The organism is Melioribacter sp. Ez-97 (genome assembly GCF_051488665.1).
In the GTDB taxonomy this organism is placed as follows: domain Bacteria; phylum Bacteroidota; class Ignavibacteria; order Ignavibacteriales; family Melioribacteraceae; genus Melioribacter.
In genome coordinates, this window is record NZ_JBPSEG010000002.1 from 312,941 (window position 1) to 332,777 (window position 19,837).

The following is a 19,837-nucleotide window of genomic DNA, read 5'->3' on the forward strand; positions in this document are numbered from 1 at the left end:
ATATGGTGAGAAAGCCTTTCGGTTACGCCAATACCGCGGCAATTTTATCGGCGGCTGCGTCGAGATCGGAATAATCGATCGTAAGGGGAGGAAGCAATCTCAAAACCGTAGCGCCGGCAGGCAGCGTTACGACTCCTTGCGACAGTAATTCGACAATGTACGGTTGAACTTTTTCTTTCAGCTCAATGCCAATCATCAAACCGATCTGGCGTATTTCTCTTACTTTGGATAGTTGACGAGCTTCGAGCTTTTCCCTGAAATATTTTCCTTTCGCTGCCGATGCTTCCCATAATTTATTTTCCACCATAAAGTCGATAGCTGCAATTCCGGCTGCGCATGCGAGGGGATTTCCGCCGAAAGTCGAGCCGTGTTTCCCTCTTTCGATCTGAATTTTATCGGAACAGAGCAGGGCTCCCATCGGAAAACCTCCGGCAATTGATTTTGCAAGCGTCATCATATCGGCTTCGATTCCGTAATGTTCGATTGCAAACATTTTTCCTGTTCTGCAAAAGCCGGTTTGTATTTCGTCGATGATGAGCAAAATATTTTTCTCGTCGCACAATTCGCGTACTTTCCGGAAATATTCCTTGTCGCCGATATTAATTCCTCCTTCCCCCTGCACAACTTCGAGAATAATACCCGCGGTGTTTTCATCAGCGGCTTCCGTCAATTTTTCAAAATTATTATACGGTACAAAAGAAAAGCCGGGCACAAGGGGTTCGAATGCTTCTCTGTATTCCTTCTTAAATGTCGCGCTCAGCGCTCCCATTGTTCTGCCATGGAATCCTTTCATAGCGGCAATGAAATTTCTCTTTTTGGTGGTAAATCTGGCAAACTTGATTGCGGCTTCAACAGCTTCGGCGCCGGAATTGGTTAAAAATGCTTTTTTAAGATTTTTAGGCGCAACAGAAAAAAGTTTTTCCAGGAACAGCGCTTTTTTATCGTTATAAAACGTATTTGCGCAAGTGATTAGAGTATGCGCCTGTTCGGAGATTGCTTGCGCAACCTGTTCGTTGGAATGTCCGATATTTGCGACGCTGATTCCGGAAGACAAATCGATATATTCGTTTCCCTTGTCGTCCCACAATCTGGAATTTTTTCCTTTTACAAAAACCACGTCCCTCATCGGATAAACGTCGATTTCGTATTGTTGCTGCAGAGTTTTGAAGTCTTTCATAACACACCTTTATGAAATTGTTGTTCCTTTTCCGTTAAGAGCGTCGTCCACAGGATGTTCGGTTCTGCCGTCTGATATTATAACGGTAGTAGGCGAGCCTTCGAACAATTTTCTAAGAGCAAGTATTTTTCTCTTCATCCTGCCTTCAACTTTTTGTTCCATCGCTTCAAGTTCATAGCGGGAAATATTTTTAACCAAGGATTCCGGGTCGTTTTTGTCGAGTAAGAATCCCGGTGCTTCAATCAGCGAAATTATTTTATCCGCATTAAATTCTTTCTGAAGGAGAGCCAGAATATCGTCGTTCTCGGAATTAACGGCGAAATTATTTTCGTCAATCAAAGGCACCGACAAAACCGGCGTATAACCGTTTTCAAGGAGCAGATCGAGCAAATGTTTGTTGATCGATTTCGGCTTGCCCGAAAAATCTCTTAGCAAAAGCGTTTTGCCGTTTTCCCGCACACGAATGCCGCTGTTGCGTTTGGCTTCCATAACTTTTCCGTCCAGCCCGCTTAAACCGACGGCGTTTATTCCGTTCTGATGGCACAATTCGACTATTCTTTTATTTCTGAGTCCGGCGTATGTCATCATCATCAAATCGATTGTTTCCTCGTCGCTGAAGACGGAATCGTAGCCGGAAACAGAAGTAACAACGCGTTTGTTGTACCCGAGCTTTTTGCCTATGTTATCGCGCAACGCATTTGCCCCGTGCAGTAAAATAAATTTGTCGTCAATTTTGGCGAGGTCTTCTATAATTCCTTTTATATTGATATCCGCCCCGCCGCCGATTTTAATCAAAAGCATTTGAACTCCGTTATTGATTCGTTTTCAATTTTTTGCCAGCCGGATTCACCCGGGAAAGGATCCGAACAAACGAGAACGAGATCGTCCTCAATCTTTTTGTGCATTGTAAAATAATCGGGGTCTTCGCCGAACTTAGAATAAACATAAGCGAAGTCGTTATCGGCTAAAATGATATTCATAGCTCTTATATAAGCGCTTTTCTTTTCGATTATCGAAGCTCCTTTCAGGATTGCGTCTTTAATCGATCCCTTGTCGAACCTTTTAATGTAATTAAAAATTTTTTCGGCGCCTATTCTTCCTCCTTCTTTTATTCTTACGCCTCGCAATTCTCCGTTAAAAATAAAAACATACTTATCGTCGTAAAAAGGCATATTGTTTCCAACAACTATACCTTCATCCCTGAAAGCGCTGCGGGCGTGCGCAATAATTCTGTTCGTAAATCCGAATTGCGAAAGGTCGTCTTCCCAGATCGGTTTAATATTCTTATAAATTTTACGTTCGCCGTCGATCCAATACGCCATACCCCATCCGTGCCCCTGAAATTCCTTACTGTTTTTGGAAATAAGGGCAAATTTTTCGAGGTATTCTCTGGCATTAATTTTTTCTTTCGAATTAAGATAGAATAAACGGCACATATCCGGTCCGGTTAAATTGGATGAAGACCCGGGAATTCGAGCCCGGTTTTTTCATCGAATCCGTTCATAATATTGAACGCCTGCAGAGCCTGTCCGGCGGCGCCTTTCATCAGATTATCGATTGCGCTTATTACGACCAGTCTGTTCGACAATTCATCCTTCTTAAAACCGATGTCGCAATAATTCGTTCCTGCCAATAACTTCGGTTCGGGGAATCTGTAAATTCCTTCGTTTTCCTTGACGATTCTGATAAACGGTTCTTCAGAATAATATTTGCGATAAATTTTCCAGATGTCTTTTTCTTCAAGATTTTCTTTCAGGAAGAGATGGCAAGTGGCAAGCAAACCTCTTACAAGGTCGATTGCCGTCGCAGAAAAATGGACGTTAATATTTTTTCCGAAACTCAGTTCCTGAATTATCTCTGCAGTATGTCGATGCCGCGTCGGCATATAAGAGCGAACAACATTGCTGCGCTCGGGATGATGAGAACCTTCATTTGCTTTATTGCCGCCTTCGCTCGAACCGACTTTCACTTCGATAACGGTTTTGTCTTCTTCGACCAAACCTTCTTTATAAAGCGGATACAAACCGAGAATGGAAGCCGTGGCATTGCATCCTGCGCTCGAAATATAATTTGCCTTTTTCATTTCTTCGCGATGAAGCTCGGGAATTCCGTAAACAAACTTATCCAGCAGGTCGGGACGAGCGTGGTCGTGTCCGTACCACTTTTTATATTCCTCGCTGTTTTTCAGTCTGAAATCCGCGCTCAAGTCGATTATTTTCGGAGCGAGTTTCATAAAGTCGTCAATTTTATTCTGCGAGCTCTTATGAGGCAGGCAAAGGAATAATACGTCGCATTCTTCAAGCTCGGTAACCGAGCAGAATTTCAACTGTGTGGCTTTGCGCAAATTAGGATGAACTTTGTAGACAAATTTCCCGGTATACGATTCCGAAGTGACCTGCTTAACTTCAGCATTCGGATGGAACAGCAATAATCTCAACAATTCGCCGCCCGTATATCCGGAAGCTCCGACAATAGAAACTTTCAATTTTTCCATTATTCTCCTCCGGCGACTTTTAATACATATTCGACCATTTTAGCTGGTATATTTACGCCCGTCGTATCGATGCTGTTTTTGTACTCCATTGTATAATTCACTTCGTTCACCATATATCCATCATCGGTTTCGAAAATATCGATAGCTACTATTCCGCCGCCTACGGCTTTAGCGGCGTTTAATGAAATTTCTGCAATTTCATTTGTTACGGGACAATTCGTGGCTTTACCGCCGCGAGCTGTATTTGTAATCCAGTGAGGCGACGTTCTGTAAATTGCCGCGATGCATTCGTCGCCGACGACAAAACTGCGAATGTCTCTTCCTTTTTTCTCAACGTATTTTTGAATATAGAAAATCGAATGATGATAAGAGCCCAAAATTGTTTTGTGTTCCAGAATAGCTTCGGCGGCGTCCCTGTCGTTAACTTTTGAAAGCAATCTTCCCCATGAACCGACGGCGGGTTTGAGAACAACAGGATATCCCATTTCTTCAATCGCTTCAAGAGCCGATTCTTCGGTAAATGCAATTCGTACTTCGGGTTGAGGAACGTTGTGTTCAGCCAGTGCTACTGAAGTCAAAAGTTTATCGCCGCAAATAGTAGCCGTTTTATAAGAATTTACGCATTTTACGCCGGCAGCTTCGAACAGTCGCAAACCGTGCAAAGCTCTCGAGTGATTTATGCACCTTTCTACGATTACATCCACATCAAATTTGTCTTTGCCGATATTAAACTTGACCTTTCTGTCGTCAATCATAACAAGTTCGACGCCTTTAACTTTATTAAATTCGTCTATTAAAAATTTTTCATCTTTTCTTAATAATGAATGAAGTAACCCGACTTTCATTTTAGTAATCTCCTCTTATTGTAATTTATTTAGAAGAGCTATAAAACATCAAATATGTTTATAGGTCTGATGATGTTTTACAGCGTCGACGATATGTTTAAGTTCGGAAAGGTCAACTGTTCTGCCGCGTTGTCCTACGGCTTTAACTTCTTTTAGAATATCGTTCTGCATTTCTTCGTCAAGCTCATTTTCGCCGATGAGACCGAGAGCATATCTGAGAGATGCAATACCGGACATATGGTCGAGAGCAAAGGCTCGCTGACGTCCTAAAATTTCGGGCGTAAGACTTTCGTAGTGCATCGGATTTATCGAAGCCGCGTGAGTGTGAACGCCTGCGCAATGCGTAAATGCATTTTTGCCAGTCATAGGGAAATTATGGGGAATCGGGACTCCGGAATGTTTACTGACCAGATCATACAATTCAGGCAATTTATTCAAGTTCCATCTGTTTTCTCCGAAATCAACCGTAAGGACGACGAGCAGTTGCGCGAGGTCGGTTATACCGGCGCGTTCTCCTAATCCGAGAGTAGCCGCGTCGATTATATCGGCGCCAGCCCTGTAAGCGTCGAGCGAATTTGCCAATGCCAGTCCCCTGTCGTTATGGCAATGGACTGCGACTTTGGGATTCAAATTCCTTTTGGCGAACTCATCTTTCAAACGCGATATATAATCGTACATACTCCTTTTAGTTCCGGGCACCATATAACCGGTTGTATCGGCAACGCTTATAATATCCGCTCCGGCTTCCACTGCTGCGACCGCCGCGGTTACAACGTTTTCAAATTGGGAGCGCACTGTATCTTCGGGAGTATAACGCACAAGTAAATTCGGTTTTTGGGATTTGGCGTATTTTATTACGTCGGTAATTTGATTAATTGCCGTATTAAGATCTTTTTTGAATACTGTATTAAGACGCTCGTCCGATACGCAATAAAAAATGCCGATAAATTTAACGCCGCATTCGAGAGCCAGATCGACATCGGCTTTTAGAGATCTCGAATGCGCCCCGACGATCGCCTTGTAATCTTTTTGAGCAATCGATTTAACGGCTGCGTGTATTTCGGGAGTGACCATCGGGTGTCCCGCTTCGATTATATCGACGCCCACTTCGTCGAGCATGTTTGCTATTGCCAGCTTGATGTGTTTATCGAAATAAACACCCGGCGTTTGCTCGCCCTCTCTTAATGTGGAATCGAGAACCCAGACCAATTACTCACCCCAATCTTCTTCTTCTTGAGGGGCTTCGTTTAATTTGGGCGGGTCTAACGAAATCACTTCGAGTTCGGTTCCGCAATCGGGGCATTCGAGCAATTCACCCGTAACGGTTCCTTCGGCTAATTCTATTTCTGCGCCGCAGACCGGGCATTCCGCTTTCATAACATGACCTCATTAATTTGGGAAAAATTAATTGCAAAAATAAAAAAATTTTTGCGCCTTTACAAAATTATAAAAATAATTTTTATGCACAATCATGCATAATTATAAATTTTTTGAATAAGCGTCTGTTGATATCAGATTGCGTCCCGGTTGAGAATTTCAAGATAAGCAATTTTCAAAGAATCGAATTTGGCGCGGCTTTCCTCCGAAATGCCTTTCGAGGGAGGTATCTTTTCCCGAAAAGGATCCACCTGTCTTCCGTTTTTCCAGAACCTGAAACATACGTGCGGGCCGGTGGCGAGTCCGGTTTTGCCCACATATCCGATAACCTGCCCCTGTTTAACATAAACTCCTTTGCGTATTCCTTTGGCAAAACGCGACATATGCAAATATTGAGTGGTATAAACAGAGTTGTGTTTTATTTTCACATAGTTCCCGTTTCCTCTCGTATAACCCGCCGCGATCACCACGCCGTCTCCGACGCTCATTATCGGCGTGCCCGTCGGAGCTGCATAATCTGTACCCAGATGCGCTTTGACTCTGCCCAGAATCGGATGCAAACGTCGAGGCGAATACCTTGATGAAATACGGCTGAATTTCAGCGGAGCCTTCAGAAAAGCCTTTCTCAAACTATTTCCTTCTTCGTCATAGTAACCCGACTCTTTACCGTTTTCAAAATAAAACGCATTGAATTCTGTTCCCCGGTGGAAAAATTGAGCCGCCAGTATTTTCCCCGTCCCCACATATTGGCTGTCCACATAAACATTTTCGTAATAAACCTTAAAACTGTCGCTCGGTTGAATTCTGAAAAAGTCGATTTGCCATGCGTAAATATCGGACAGTCTAATGGCCAAATCCACGCTCAGATTTTTTTTGTCGAGGGTTTCGTAAAGAGAATTGACAATCTTACTCTCGGCAACGCTCAATTCTACGTATTTTTCCTTTTCTCCCTTTTTGACCGTAACCGAATCCCCGAATTCAAAAACAACATAGTTAATCATATCCTCGTTGTAGACAAAATATTTAGGGGTGTTGAGCGAATCTTTATTTAAATAAATATAATACGGATTGCCGACTTTAATACTCCGCAAACTGAAAATGCCGCCGGAAGCTTCTTTCATTTTATGAATTAACGAATAGTCCGCATACGGAGCCAATAGATCGGTAACGGTTTGCCCGGCTTTTACTTTTCCGGAAACGATTTCCAGAGTATCGGCTACTATACCGTAAGAATTCTTTTTGTATTCATTTTGTTTTGTAATTTTATCGTTTTTGGAACAGGCAGAAAATATTAATACTGCGAACGCCAGCGCAACGAGAATTTTTGTTGATTTGAGCATATTACCCGGTTGAATAATTGACGATTAACTATAAATTATTTTGCAGTTTAGAAATAATATCGAGCGTGGAAATTCCTTCCGCTTCGGCTGAAAAATTAGGAACGATTCGATGTCGCAGAGTCGGATAAAGAAAGCTTTTAACATCGTCGATGTTCGGAGTAAATCTGCCGTCGACGACAGATTTTGTTTTTGCAGCCATTATAAGATATTGCGAGGCTCTGGGACCGGCTCCCCAATTTACCCATTTATTGATAAATTCAGGTTTGCCGTCGCCCGGTCGAGTTGCATTTACAAATTTAACCGTATATTCTATAACGTTGTCCGCAACGGGAACGCGTTTAATCAAATTCTGGAATTCGATTATTTCTTCAGAAGTGATAACCCTTTCCAAACCGGGCAGATAATCGCTAGTAGTTTGTTTTATGATTTCGATTTCTTCTTCAATCGCAGGGTAATCGAGCCAAAGACTGAACATAAACCGATCGAGCTGCGCTTCCGGCAGCGGATATGTGCCTTCCTGCTCAATCGGATTTTGAGTTGCCAAAACAAAAAAAGGCTCTTCGAGTTTGTACGTAGCTCCCGCAGCAGTCACTCTGTGCTCCTGCATGGCTTCCAGCAAAGCCGACTGTGTTTTGGGCGGCGTTCTGTTTATTTCGTCCGCCAAAACAATATTCGCAAACAAAGGTCCCTTAATAAACCGGAAATTCCTTCTTTTCGTTGTTAAGTCTTCTTCGATTATTTCCGTACCCGTAATGTCGCCCGGCATTAAATCGGGCGTAAACTGGATACGGCTGAATTTGAGGTCCATTACCTCGGCGAGAGTTTTGATCAATAAAGTTTTGGCAAGACCCGGAACGCCGATGAGCAAACAATGTCCCCGCGAAAGGAGCGACACCAATAAGTTATCAACTATATCGGTCTGTCCAATAATTACTTTCGATATTTCCTTTCTGACTTTATTAATTTTCTCGCTTAATTTTTCGGCGAGTTCCAGGTCGACTGAATTATTGTCATTATTTTTCAATTTTCTTCCTTGTTATAGTCTAATTTCCCAGTAGATTCTTTTCTTGATTTCCTGCATCCATTCGTTATAGATCTTTTGTCTTTTATAATATTCTGCCAGGCGTTTCAATTCGTCATAGTCCTGCTCGAGATTCGGTTTGTGCTGGGGAATTCTGCGGATTAATTTAACGATATGATATCCGTACGAAGTCGGGTCAAGCTCCATTCTTTTTGGATAAGAGATATCTCCTTCTTTCATTTTATAAATTAAATCGAGCAAAGATTTGTCGAGCTGACTCGCTTCGAAAATTCCGAGTTTGCCTCCGAACTTTGCGCTTTCTTTATCGTCACTATATTTTTTTGCATAATATTCAAATGAATTATAACCCGCTAAGATACTGTCGCGTATTTCGTTAAGGAATTCGATAGCTTTCAAATCGGCTTCGTCGTCGGCTTTCAATTTTACGAGAATATGTCTAACGTGGATAGACTCTCCTCTCCTGTCGAGCAATTGAATAATATGATATCCGACGGGAGTTTCGACGATATCGGAAATTTGATTTGGAACAAGAGAGAAAGCAGCCGCTTCGAATTGAGGATAGAAAACGCCTCGTTTAACATAGCCGAGATCGCCCCCTGCCGATGCGCTTCCCGGATCGTCGGAATATTTTCTCGCCAGATACGCAAAGTCGGCTCCCTGAATCAAACTGTCGAGCAGCGCTCTGGCGAATTCATACGCGCGTTTTTTGGTTTGTTCTCCTGTTTTGGGATTCTGGAATATATGCGCCAGCTCGAATTTTTCCGGCACCATTCCGAGCGAATCTTTGTAGGTCTCGTAAAAATCTTCAACTTCTTTGCGCGAAACCTGAATTTCTCCGAATTTCTTTTGCTGAAGCATCTGAGCCATAAGGTTTTTTCTGGTGTCGTCCCTCAGAACTCTTTTAATTTTTTCGACCGGCATACCGTATGCTTCTTCGAGCTTTTCCTGCGAACCGTACTGTTGAATAAAATAATTGATCTGATAATCGAGCTGACTTTTCACCTGGTCGTCGGAAACCACCACCGAGTCGAGCTCCGCCTGAGCGTAAAGAAGTTTTTCTTCGACCATACGCATCAAAACGTTTCTGAGCAAAGTCGAATCGACCTGAGGCAATTGTCTTTGCGCCGCTTCTACGTTTGCTCGAAATTCGAGCTCCGACTGGAGTATAATATCGTTATCCACTACCGCCACAATTCTATCGATAGTTTGCTGTGCATAAATTCCCGAGACAAGTAAAAAAAACAAAAATATTTTTTTCATTCTGATTCCCTTTTAATTTCGGTTTCCATCACTAACCGTTCAATGTATTCTTTTATTTTTTCTTTCTGCTTGTACTGTTTACACCTTTCATAAACAATATTCTTTACAACTCTTAATTCGGGCAGCGTTCCTTTTGCATATCGTTTTAAGTACTGAACCACCGCATATTTTCCGGGATTAACTTCCGTTACGACGCTGACTTCATTTTCATAAAGATTTTTTACAATGCGATTAAGAGCAATCGGCGTAATTTGATATTCATAAAAAAGTTTGCCGGTTTCGTTCTCAATAATTGACTTGTTATCGCGAAAAACGTTGAGGGCTCTGTTCCAATCGCTTTCAATCAGAATTCTTCTGAATTCACCCGCGCTTTCCGCGTTATTGAACGAGATATAATTTAATAAGTACGCATCCTGTTGAAGCGCAAAATCTTGTTTGTACTTTTCGTAAAAATCAATCAATTCGTTTTCTTCAATAACGACCGGATTTTCTTTTAAGTATTTTTCAATAAGCAAAGCGCCGGCAAGTTCTTTTTTTGAATTTTCGATCAATCTGATATAATCATCGGATTCCGTAACGCCTTCGTCGATTGCTTTTTGATAGAGAGCCTCTTTTTCAATCCAGTCGTTAATAAATTGTTCACGATACATAGACCTTGCGGCGCCTTTTCCAATTTCTTTTTCAATATCTTCTTCGGTCAACACGGCATCGCCGATACGCGCAACCTCATTGCCGGTTTCCTTTTTGTGTTCGCATGCAGCCAGAAATAACAAGAGCGACGCAACAATCAGCGTTTTATTTTTTAACAACTTCTGCGAGTTTGTCATAATGATATTCCGGATGATACAATTTTTTCAATCTTTCGATATATTCGTTTTCAAGGCGTTTGCTTTCCTGTTCCTGCAATATACCTGTAATTTCGTTCCGCGCTTCTTCAAATGTTTTAATTCTTGCGGGTTCATGTTTTATTAATTTCAAAATTACCCAGTTGCCTTTGAACTTAAACGGCTCGGAAATTTTACCGACCTCGCCGAGTTCGAGAGCTTTGTCAGCCAGACTTCCGTCGTTTTTAACTTCCACCAATTCCGATACAATGGTAGAACGAGTATACTTTGAAGCCACCGAATCGAAATCGGCTCCCGATTTCAATTCCCCATAAATTACATTCGCAAGCGAGTCCGACCTCACCTGTATTTGCTTATATTGAACCCTGTCGTTCAGTCTGAAGTTTTCTTTGTTTTTTTCATAATAATTTTTAGCCATAGCGCTGTCGATATTAACTTTCGACCAGACTTCTTCGTCAAGTATCTTAAATAAGTAAACGCCTTTCTCGTATTCGTCCATCAAGGAAGCGAATTGCGCGTTAACTTTATCATAGTTCATTACTTCGTCGCGGACAACCAATTCGTCCGAATATTCTTCGATAGAATTATTGATTATGGTTTCGCCTACTTTTCCTCTTGTAATTTTCTTTTTTGTTATCATAAAGTTGAACAATGAATCGACGATTACGTCTCTTCCATTAAGTTTGAAAACTGGCATATTTCCAAAATCATTGTGAATTTTGCAAGTCCAGTAATCTTCGCCCATTTTCATCGAGTCGACGTTTTCCAAAATTTTGTCTATTGTAGTCCGGACGATTGTAAATCCGGCTTTTTGTTTAAGGCTGTCGACAAAAATATTTTTGTCATAGTTATATCGCGTTTTTTGATAGATATTTTTCAATTCTTCTTTTATTTCGTCAATCGGGGGCGTCGGTTTTTCGTCCGTAACTTCGATTATATGGTAGCCGAATCGTGTTTTGACAATCGGAGAACGTTCGCCCACTTTCAACTGAAAAGCCGCATCCTCAAATTCCCTGACCATTCTTCCTCTTGCGATAAAGCCGAGGTCGCCGCCTCTTTTAGAACTGAATTTATCGTCCGAATATTCTTTAGCCAGTTCTTCAAAATCGCCGCCATTCTTCAATTTTTCATCCACCTCGAGAATTTTTTTATAGGAAGCGGCAGTATCGATAACTTCATTGGAATCCATTACGGAAGCCATGATATGCCTGATTCTAATCATATATCTGCGGGGTTGCTTTTCGAGAACCTTCAAAACATGATAAGCAAAATTCGATTTTACCGGTTCGGGATAAACCGAGCCGGGCGCGGTGGCATAAATGGCGTCTTCAATTTCCGGGAATGGAATGTCGCCTGCGGTAATGTATCCGATAACTCCGCCTTTGTTATTTGTAAATTTGTCTTTTGAATATTCTTTAGCCAGAGCTGCAAAATCCTCGCCGTTATTAATTCTTTGAATTAATTCTTTGCCCAAAGCGATTATATCTTCAACGGTTTTACCGGAATCGGGAACGAGCATTATATGAGCCACTTTGAATTCTTCTTTTCTTTTGTCGTAGAGTTTTTGAATTCCGGGTTTAATAATTTCATTTTCATAATAGAGAGCTGTGCCGATATTCACTTTGTAGTCGGTCAATTCCTTTTGTAAATCTTCGTCTTCATAATACCCTCTTACCCAGGCGTCTCTTAACTTCATTCTGTAATTGACATAAAGGTCGAGAAAATTTTTGTAACTGTCGAGCGAGTCGCCGGCGTTTTTTTCAAGCGCGGCGTTTTTTTCGTAAGCTTTTTGAAATTCATCAAGCGTAATTTCGTTGTCGCCGAATTCGGCAACCACAATTTTGGAATTTTGAGCAGAACATGCAGACAGAACAATGATAAAAATCAGACTCAGGACTTTGACAGATTTTAACGACATGAGATTCCTCCCGCTATTTTTTAACGCTTCTTTTTAACATTCAAATTGAACGGAAACGGTTTGGTATTACGTTCCCAGAAATAGCCATAATTATAACCCTGAATATCGGAATTTGTTTCTGCTAATTCCAATCGCTTTTCGGTAAGACATGCAAAATAATTATCAGCCTCGATTCCCACGTATTTTCTACCCAGTTTTTTAGCTACTACGGATGTAGTGCCGGAGCCAACAAACGGATCGAACACAACGTCGTTTTCGTCGCTGCTTGCTAATATCAATTTGGCTATTAACTTCTCAGGTTTTTGCGTGGGGTGTTCGGTATTTTCAGACATCGACCAAAACGGCACCGAAATGTCCGTCCAGATATTGGAAGGATGCGTCAGTCTGTAATTCCCGTTTTCGACTTCAATCCAGTCCTTGGGCAAACCGTTTGCGTCCCTGTACGGAGCGATTACTTTCTTAATCAGTTTAACGTCGTTGACGTTAAATTTATATTTGTCCGACATTGTGCAAAACCAGATGTCTTCGGAATTATTTTTCCAGTTTTTTACCGAACCTCTTCCTTTCTCTCTTTCCCACGTTATTCTGTTGCGCACAATAAAATGTTTGCAGAGCACATTTGAAATGGAAATCGAAGTGTACCAATCGCCGCAGAAGTAGATCGACGCCTCTTTCTTTAAAGACGGCTTAAGAGCCGTAATTATTTTATCAATCCATTCGGAATATTTTTCGACGCTTCTCGAAGTAAATTTTATCGAGTTAAACGACTTATTCAAATTATAGGGCGGATCGAGAACCAGAAGGTCTACGAATTCTTCGGGCAAATATTTGACTGCTTCGAAAAAATCCTGGTTAATCGTTTTGTTGATCAAAGAATTTATTTCCGTATGCGAATCGAGTCTTATAAGTTTTTTCGAATAAATATTTAATTCGTCATTATCAAGAATAATAGTCTTGTTCCTCGTCTTCGTTTCTTTGCCCGCCTTCATATCAATAATCCATAAAACTATTTAGCCAGGCGCCCCGGCGAAACGGAAGAATCGATTTCAATTATTTTTACCTTGTCTTTTTCGTCTGTATCGAGAGCGAGAATCATTCCTTGCGATTCGATTCCGAAAAGCTTCGCCGGCTTTAGATTTCCGACTATAAGCAAGTTCTTTCCTACTAATTCTTCGGGACTGTAACTTTTTGCAATTCCCGCCACTACCTGTCGTTCGCCGTCGCCGGTGTTCAATTTTAATTTAAGAAGCTTATCGCTCTTCGGAACTTTTTCGGCTTCGATAACTTTAGCCACGATCAGTTTGACTTTCTTGAAGTCGTCTATCGAAATCAATTCGTCTTCTTTTGCAGGTTCTCCCTCTTCCAGTTTTGAAATCTGTTCTTCAATTATTTTGTCTTCAATTTTAGTAAAGAGTATTTCGGGCTTCTTCAATTCCCTGCCCGGTTCGAGACGGAACCGACCGGCTTCATACCACGGGACTCTTTCCGCGCCAAGCATATTGAATATTTTTTGAGACGTAAAAGGAATAACAGGTTCAAATATTTCCGCCAGAGTGTAGATTGTATTAAGACAAACGTTAATCGTAGCGGCGCATTTGCTTTTGTCTTTCTTTACCGTTATCCACGGTTCGGAATCGTTGAAATACTTGTTTGCCGCTCTTGCGAGACTCATCATTTCAAAGACGGCGTCTTTAATTTTATATCTCTCGATTAATTCGCCTACTTTTGACGGATAATTTTTTACCAGTTCAATCATTTCCCTGTCGATATCCTCGAGTTTATCAACGGGCGGAACTTTCCCTTCGAAATGTTTGAACGCGAACGTAAACGTGCGATTAATAAAATTGCCAAGTATGTCGGCTAGTTCGCCGTTGTTGCGGGATTGAAATTCTTTCCAGTAAAAATCCGTATCCTTATTCTCGGGCAGGTTTGCCGCCAAAGTATATCTCAAAGGATCCGGCGGAAACATATCGAGGAATTCCAGAACGTCAACGCCCCAGCCTCTCGATTTTGAAAACTTCTTACTTTCAAAATTCAGGAATTCGTTCGCAGGAACGTTCTGCGGCAATATATATTTGTCTTCATTGTAATCGTTCCAAGCCATCAGCATGGCGGGAAAAATAATTGTATGGAAAACAATGTTATCTTTTCCGATGAAAGCCACATATTTTGTTTCGGGATTCTGCCAGTAATTTTTCCATAAGTCGGGTTGATTTCTTTTTTCCGAAAGTTCTTTGGTTGCAGAAATATAACCGAGGACAGCTTCGAACCATACATAGATTACTTTTCCTTCGGCATTTTCGAGAGGCACTTTAATGCCCCAATCGAGATCTCTCGTCACGGCTCTGTCTTTCAAGCCGTCCTTAAACCAACCGCGGCAATATTGAAGCACGTTTTCTTTCCAGCCGTATTTTTTGTTCATCTCGTCGATATACTTTTCGAGACGCTCCTGAAATTTACCGAGGGGGAAATACCAGTGCGAAGTTTCCTTTAATACGGGCGTTTCACCGGTAATTTTACTTTTGGGATTTTTCAATTCCGAAGGTTCGTATAACGATCCGCATTTTTCGCACTCGTCGCTCCTGGCTTCTTCGTTGCCGCATTTCGGGCATGTGCCTTCGACGTATCTGTCGGGTAAAAACATTTTGGCTTTCGGATCGTAAAACTGCATCGATTTTTTTTCGACGAGCAGACCGTTATCGTAAAAACATTTGAAAAATTCCTGAGCCGTTTTATGATGAATCGGAATGCTGGTTCTCGAATAGATATCGAAGCTCATACCGAATTTTTCGAAAGCCTGTTTATTGAGTTCATGATATCTGTCGATAATTACTTTAGGACTAACTTTTTCTTTATCCGCTGTAATTGTAATAGGCACGCCGTGCTCATCCGAGCCGCAAATATAAATCACATCGTCGCCTTTAAGCCGTTTGTAACGCACATAAATATCGGCAGGCAAATAAGCTCCGCTCAAATGTCCGAGATGAATTCTGCCGTTTGCGTAAGGCAGAGCCGAGGTAACGAGCACCTTTTCCTTCTTCAATTTTTCACTCATTTTTATTAATGATTGAAGGCAAATATAAGAAATTTCCCAGAATAGAATTGAAACAGACTGCGGGTTAAAATGATTTGTTGTATTAAGCGCCCGGCGATCTCAACCGCCGGGCATTGAGAATATCAAAGACCGGATTACCCTTCCAAGCCTTTATACATTTCGTCGATTAAGTCGCGATATCTTTCTTCTATCACTTTTCTTTTTACTTTTAAAGACGGAGTAAGTTCGCCGTCTTCAATAGTAAACGGTTTGTCCAGCAAGGTAAATTTGCGCACCCTTTCGAAAGAAGAAAGCTTCTTCTGGAACTGTTCAAGTTCTTTGTCGAGCAATTCGTAGATTTGCTTCATTTTAACGAGTTCTTTTTCATCTTTATACTGTATCCTGTTGGCGTCCGCATATTCTTTCAGGGCTTCGAAATCGGGAACTATCAATGCCGTAATGAACATTCTGCGGTCGCCGATAATTACAAATTGTTCTATGTATTTACTTGCAAGAAACATGCTTTCTATCGGAGTTGGAGCCACGTATTTACCCTGACTCGTCTTGAACAAGTGCTTTTTTCTGTCCGTAATGATCAGAAATCCTTCGGCATCAAACACGCCGATATCGCCAGTATGGAGCCAGCCGTCTTTAATAGTCTCCTCGGTTTCTTTTTTATTTTTATAATATCCCTGCATGATGTTGGGGCCGTGCGCCAGTATTTCGCCGTCTTTGGCAATTTTCACTTCGACGCCGGGTAAAGGCTTACCGACCGTTCCGAATTTATAATCGTTCAGTCTGTTAACAGCAATTACGGGAGAAGATTCCGTCAAACCGTAGCCTTCGATAATAAGAATTCCCGCTGCTTCGAAAAATATACCAAGTTCTCTTGCCAAGGCGGCGCCGCCCGATATAAAGAATCTCATTCTTCCGCCAGTTCTTTCGCGCAGCTTAGAAAGCACGAGTTTGTCGGCAAGTTTGTGTTTCAAAGTCAATGACACTGGAACCGGCTGTCCCGATTTTCTTGCCAGTTGATATTCTTTGCCGGTTTCAATCGCCCAATTAAAAATTTTCTGTTTCTTTTCAGATTGATTTTCGATGTTCCTTTTGATTTTGGTGTACATTCTTTCGAAGAGCCGCGGAACTGCCGTCATTATTGTAGGCCGTATTTCGAGCATGTTCGATGCAATTTTTTCAATCGATTCCGCGTATGCTATCGTACCTCCGCACGAAAATGCAGTGTAGTATCCCGCCATTCTTTCGAAAATATGGCACAAAGGAAGGAAGGAAAGAAAGATATCATTCTCATCGATGTCGAAAACTTCATGCGCCGCTTTGACATTCGATACAATATTCTTATGCGTAAGCATTACGCCTTTCGGCTCGCCCGTTGTGCCGGATGTGTAAATAATAGTGCAAAGCTGATTCTCGTCCACCAATTCGCTTTTATCTTTGAAATATCCGGGATTTTCTTTTCGAAACTCTCTTCCTTTATTTAAGATATCTTCAAATGCATAGACGCCCTTGTCAGGAGATTTTTCGGCGTTGTTCATTACTATAATAAACTTGAGGTGTTTACACTTGTCCTTTATCTTCAAAATTTTGTTGAGATGAAATTTATTGGAAACAAATATGCCCACAGCTTCGGAATTATTGAGAATAAACTCGATAGTGTCAGCGGTTGAAATCGGATACAAAGGCACGTCAATGGCTCCGAGTCCGAGAATCGCCATGTCTGCATAGACCCATTCGGGTCTGTTCTCGGAAATTATCGCTATTTTATCGTCTTTTTTAACGCCCATCGATGCCAATCCGCAAGCCAATAACTCCGTTTCTTCATACAGACGGTCGTAACCGATGTCGACCCATTTGTCTTTCTCCTTGTATTTGAGCGCGGGTTTTTCTTTTCCTTTACCAAATTCAACGGCTATAATATGAAATAATTCAGGAATGGTTTTAAAGTCTTTTATTATAGGCATATCATCTCCCAAAATGTTTTATACAAGATAAACGGACAAAATAAAAAAGGCAATCAAAAAAGGACGGCAGCCATATTCGATTTTATCCTGACAATATTTTTGCTATAATTACGGATTAAAATTAATACAATATGCAATTTTTAAGAAAATTATACGATTGGGTGCTTCACTGGTCGGAAACTCCCTACGGAGCGGCGGCATTGTTTCTGCTGGCTTTTGCAGAAGCGTCATTTTTCCCGATTCCACCCGACGCGCTTTTGATAGCGCTTGTTCTCGGTTCCAGGGAAAAAGCTTTCAGATTCGCTTTAATTTGTACCGCGGCTTCGGTGCTGGGCGCAGCCGCGGGATTCGGTATCGGTCATTACTTGTGGTGGGATTCGCCGGAAAATTTTTCGGCTTTAGCCGATTTCTTTTTTGCCAACGTCCCCGGTTTTACTAAAGAATTATTTTTTAACGTACGTAATCTTTACAACGAGTGGAACTTCTGGATAATTTTTACGGCAGGATTTACTCCCATACCTTATAAAGTGTTTACAATCTCCGGCGGCGCTTTCGACATAAATTTTCTACTTTTCATAACAGCCTCGCTTGTAGGCAGAGGACTTCGTTTCTTTCTGGTTGCAGGACTGATATGGAAATTCGGCGAACAAATAAGAACCTTCATCGACAAATATTTCAACACGCTGGCTATTCTCTTTACTGTACTGTTAATAGGCGGATTTGTGGCAATAAAATATCTTATTTAATCCGCTAAAATTTTTCCCTCGAGAACCGGAGTTACGCAAATCAAAGGATTGTCCGGCGCTTTGAAATAGTCAAAAATTTCCTCGTACAATTTGTAATGATATCCTTTGGATTCGAGTCGGGAGAATTTTCTGTAGGAGATAAATTTCCCTTTATCATTAACTGGCGCTTCGAAACGCGCTGCGCGCATGTAATCTTTCTTTGCCTGCTGTTTAAGAAAATTAATTTTTTCGGCGTCCGTGCCGTCTGCTTCGTATGAAATCGCTTTAAATCCGATTACTTCCTTGTTTTCTATTTCGACGTAAATATTTAATATGGTTTCTTTCATAAAAATAAAGGCTGCCCTTTTGAATAAAGGACAGCCTTCTTTGCCTTATAATTTATTTTTTGTTCGGACCGACCATATTTTCCGGTCGTACGTATTTGTCAAATTCTTCTTCAGTCAAGAGTCCCAGTTCGACAGCGGCTTGCTTAAGAGTTTTATTCTCGGCATAAGCTTTCTTTGCTACTTTGGCGGCATTATCGTATCCGATGACGGGATTCAATGCAGTAACAAGCATAAGCGAATTGTTCAGATTCTTGTTAATTACTTCTTTGTTCGGTTTTATACCGACTACGCAGTTGTCGGTAAAGCTTTCGCACGCGTCTGCAATAAGTCGTATCGACTGAAGAATATTGAAAGCGATAACCGGCATAAAGACGTTAAGTTCGAAATTGCCGCTTGCGCCGGCAAAGTTTATCGTAACATCGTTGCCGAATACCTGCGTACAAACCATAGTCATAGCTTCGGATTGAGTCGGATTTACTTTCCCGGGCATTATAGAGCTGCCGGGTTCGTTAGCAGGCAAAATAATTTCTCCGATGCCGCAGCGGGGTCCCGAACCGAGCCATCGAATGTCGTTGGCAATTTTCATCAAAGATGCCGCTATGGTTTTCAGAACGCCGCTGAATTCCACAAGCGCGTCTTTGCCAGCCATAGCCTCGAATTTATTCGGAGCGGTACGGAAAGGTTTGCCTGTAAGCTCCGAAATTTTTTGAGCCGCTTTAACGGCATAATCAGGATGCGTATTCAAACCCGTTCCAACAGCAGTTCCTCCGAGAGGTATTTCGTAAAGGCGATTCAACGCGTCGTTTATTCTTGCCAATCCGTTAGTTAATTGTTGCGCATAACCCGAAAATTCCTGTCCCAAAGTCAGCGGCGTAGCGTCCATCAAATGAGTTCTTCCGATTTTAATTATCGGCTCGAACTCTTTTGCCTTTTCCTGCAGCGCGTCTCTTAATTTTGTGATCATCGGAATAAGTCGACGATGAATTTCTTCAACTGCCGCAACATGAATAGCGGTCGGAAATGCGTCGTTTGTGGATTGGGACTTATTAACGTCGTCGTTAGGATGAATGGGAGTTTTGCTGCCGAGTTTCCCTCCGGCAATTTCAATCGCGCGGTTAGAAATAACTTCGTTTACATTCATATTCGTTTGCGTGCCGCTTCCGGTTTGCCATACTACCAACGGAAAGTGCTCGTTCAGTTTTCCCTCTATAACTTCGTCGGCGGCTTTAATTATCAGATCTTTCTTTTCGTCCGGTAAAAGTCCCAGCTCGTTATTTGTCATCGCGGCGGCTTTCTTAACGATTGCAAGCGCTCTAATCAGTTCGAATGGAAATCTTTCGCCCCCGATTTTAAAATTTTGCAACGACCTTGCAGTCTGAGCGCCGTAATATTTGTCTGCGGGAACTTTAATTTCGCCCATGCTGTCGGTTTCAATTCTGTAATCCATCTTTGAC

Annotated in this window: 18 protein-coding genes; 1 reads left to right on the forward strand and 17 read right to left on the reverse strand. The window is 41.7% G+C overall.

The window, feature by feature from the left end; translation table 11 throughout:
• Positions 1–22 precede the first annotated feature (22 nt).
• The 15 genes from ACSSWA_RS03700 to ACSSWA_RS03770 form a co-directional block, all read right to left on the reverse strand.
• Entirely contained in the window at positions 23–1,177 is a 1,155-nt protein-coding gene (locus ACSSWA_RS03700; RefSeq protein ID WP_437355231.1) for an aspartate aminotransferase family protein, read from the reverse strand.
• Positions 1,178–1,186: 9 nt separating this feature from the next.
• The gene (locus ACSSWA_RS03705; RefSeq protein ID WP_437355232.1) at positions 1,187–1,978 is read right to left on the reverse strand and encodes a [LysW]-aminoadipate kinase; all 792 of its coding nucleotides are present in this window, start codon (positions 1,976–1,978) and stop codon (positions 1,187–1,189) included.
• Entirely contained in the window at positions 1,969–2,613 is a 645-nt protein-coding gene (locus ACSSWA_RS03710) for a class II glutamine amidotransferase (protein ID WP_437355233.1), read from the reverse strand. Before ACSSWA_RS03710 ends, ACSSWA_RS03705 begins: the two co-directional genes overlap by 10 nt.
• Before the next feature lie 11 nt (positions 2,614–2,624).
• Positions 2,625–3,671, reverse strand: a complete 1,047-nt coding sequence (gene argC / locus ACSSWA_RS03715) for an N-acetyl-gamma-glutamyl-phosphate reductase (RefSeq protein WP_437355234.1) — start codon at positions 3,669–3,671, stop codon at positions 2,625–2,627.
• The gene (gene lysX, locus ACSSWA_RS03720) at positions 3,671–4,516 is read right to left on the reverse strand and encodes a lysine biosynthesis protein LysX (RefSeq protein ID WP_437355235.1); all 846 of its coding nucleotides are present in this window, start codon (positions 4,514–4,516) and stop codon (positions 3,671–3,673) included. The genes argC and lysX overlap by 1 nt, the downstream gene beginning before the upstream one ends.
• A 48-nt stretch (positions 4,517–4,564) precedes the next feature.
• Entirely contained in the window at positions 4,565–5,725 is a 1,161-nt protein-coding gene (locus ACSSWA_RS03725; protein WP_437355236.1) for a homocitrate synthase/isopropylmalate synthase family protein, read from the reverse strand.
• Positions 5,726–5,893 carry a lysine biosynthesis protein LysW gene (lysW, locus tag ACSSWA_RS03730; protein ID WP_437355237.1) on the reverse strand — a complete coding sequence of 56 codons (168 nt, stop codon included), beginning with the start codon at positions 5,891–5,893 and terminating at the stop codon, positions 5,726–5,728.
• 134 nt (positions 5,894–6,027) lie between these two features.
• Positions 6,028–7,233: a M23 family metallopeptidase gene (locus ACSSWA_RS03735; RefSeq protein ID WP_437355238.1), complete on the reverse strand. Its 1,206-nt coding sequence runs from the start codon at positions 7,231–7,233 to the stop codon at positions 6,028–6,030.
• Positions 7,234–7,261: 28 nt separating this feature from the next.
• Positions 7,262–8,257, reverse strand: a complete 996-nt coding sequence (locus ACSSWA_RS03740; RefSeq protein WP_437355239.1) for an AAA family ATPase — start codon at positions 8,255–8,257, stop codon at positions 7,262–7,264.
• Positions 8,258–8,269: 12 nt separating this feature from the next.
• Positions 8,270–9,535 (reverse strand): peptidylprolyl isomerase, encoded by a 1,266-nt coding sequence (locus tag ACSSWA_RS03745; protein ID WP_437355240.1) that lies wholly within the window; start codon positions 9,533–9,535, stop codon positions 8,270–8,272.
• Positions 9,532–10,362, reverse strand: coding sequence for a hypothetical protein (locus tag ACSSWA_RS03750; protein WP_437355241.1), 831 nt, complete (start codon positions 10,360–10,362; stop codon positions 9,532–9,534). The genes ACSSWA_RS03745 and ACSSWA_RS03750 overlap by 4 nt, the downstream gene beginning before the upstream one ends.
• Positions 10,331–12,298 (reverse strand): peptidylprolyl isomerase, encoded by a 1,968-nt coding sequence (locus ACSSWA_RS03755; RefSeq protein WP_437355242.1) that lies wholly within the window; start codon positions 12,296–12,298, stop codon positions 10,331–10,333. Before ACSSWA_RS03755 ends, ACSSWA_RS03750 begins: the two co-directional genes overlap by 32 nt.
• 20 nt (positions 12,299–12,318) lie before the next feature.
• Positions 12,319–13,287, reverse strand: a complete 969-nt coding sequence (locus tag ACSSWA_RS03760) for a DNA-methyltransferase (protein WP_437355243.1) — start codon at positions 13,285–13,287, stop codon at positions 12,319–12,321.
• A gap of 17 nt (positions 13,288–13,304) precedes the next feature.
• Complete coding sequence (gene metG / locus ACSSWA_RS03765; protein ID WP_437355244.1) at positions 13,305–15,353, reverse strand: methionine--tRNA ligase; 2,049 nt, start codon at positions 15,351–15,353, stop codon at positions 13,305–13,307.
• Between the two features lie 134 nt (positions 15,354–15,487).
• Entirely contained in the window at positions 15,488–17,311 is a 1,824-nt protein-coding gene (locus tag ACSSWA_RS03770; protein WP_437355245.1) for an AMP-dependent synthetase/ligase, read from the reverse strand.
• A gap of 131 nt (positions 17,312–17,442) precedes the next feature.
• On the opposite strand from ACSSWA_RS03770, the gene ACSSWA_RS03775 reads away from it, so the two are divergent.
• Positions 17,443–18,057, forward strand: coding sequence for a YqaA family protein (locus ACSSWA_RS03775; protein WP_437355246.1), 615 nt, complete (start codon positions 17,443–17,445; stop codon positions 18,055–18,057).
• On the opposite strand, the gene ACSSWA_RS03780 is transcribed toward ACSSWA_RS03775, so the two are convergent.
• A complete protein-coding gene (locus ACSSWA_RS03780; RefSeq protein ID WP_437355247.1) occupies positions 18,054–18,383 on the reverse strand; it encodes a hypothetical protein in 330 nt (109 codons plus the stop codon). The two genes, ACSSWA_RS03775 and ACSSWA_RS03780, sit on opposite strands and share 4 nt — an antisense overlap.
• Positions 18,384–18,435: 52 nt before the next feature.
• The gene (gene fumC / locus ACSSWA_RS03785) at positions 18,436–19,830 is read right to left on the reverse strand and encodes a class II fumarate hydratase (RefSeq protein ID WP_437355248.1); all 1,395 of its coding nucleotides are present in this window, start codon (positions 19,828–19,830) and stop codon (positions 18,436–18,438) included.
• Positions 19,831–19,837 lie beyond the last annotated feature (7 nt).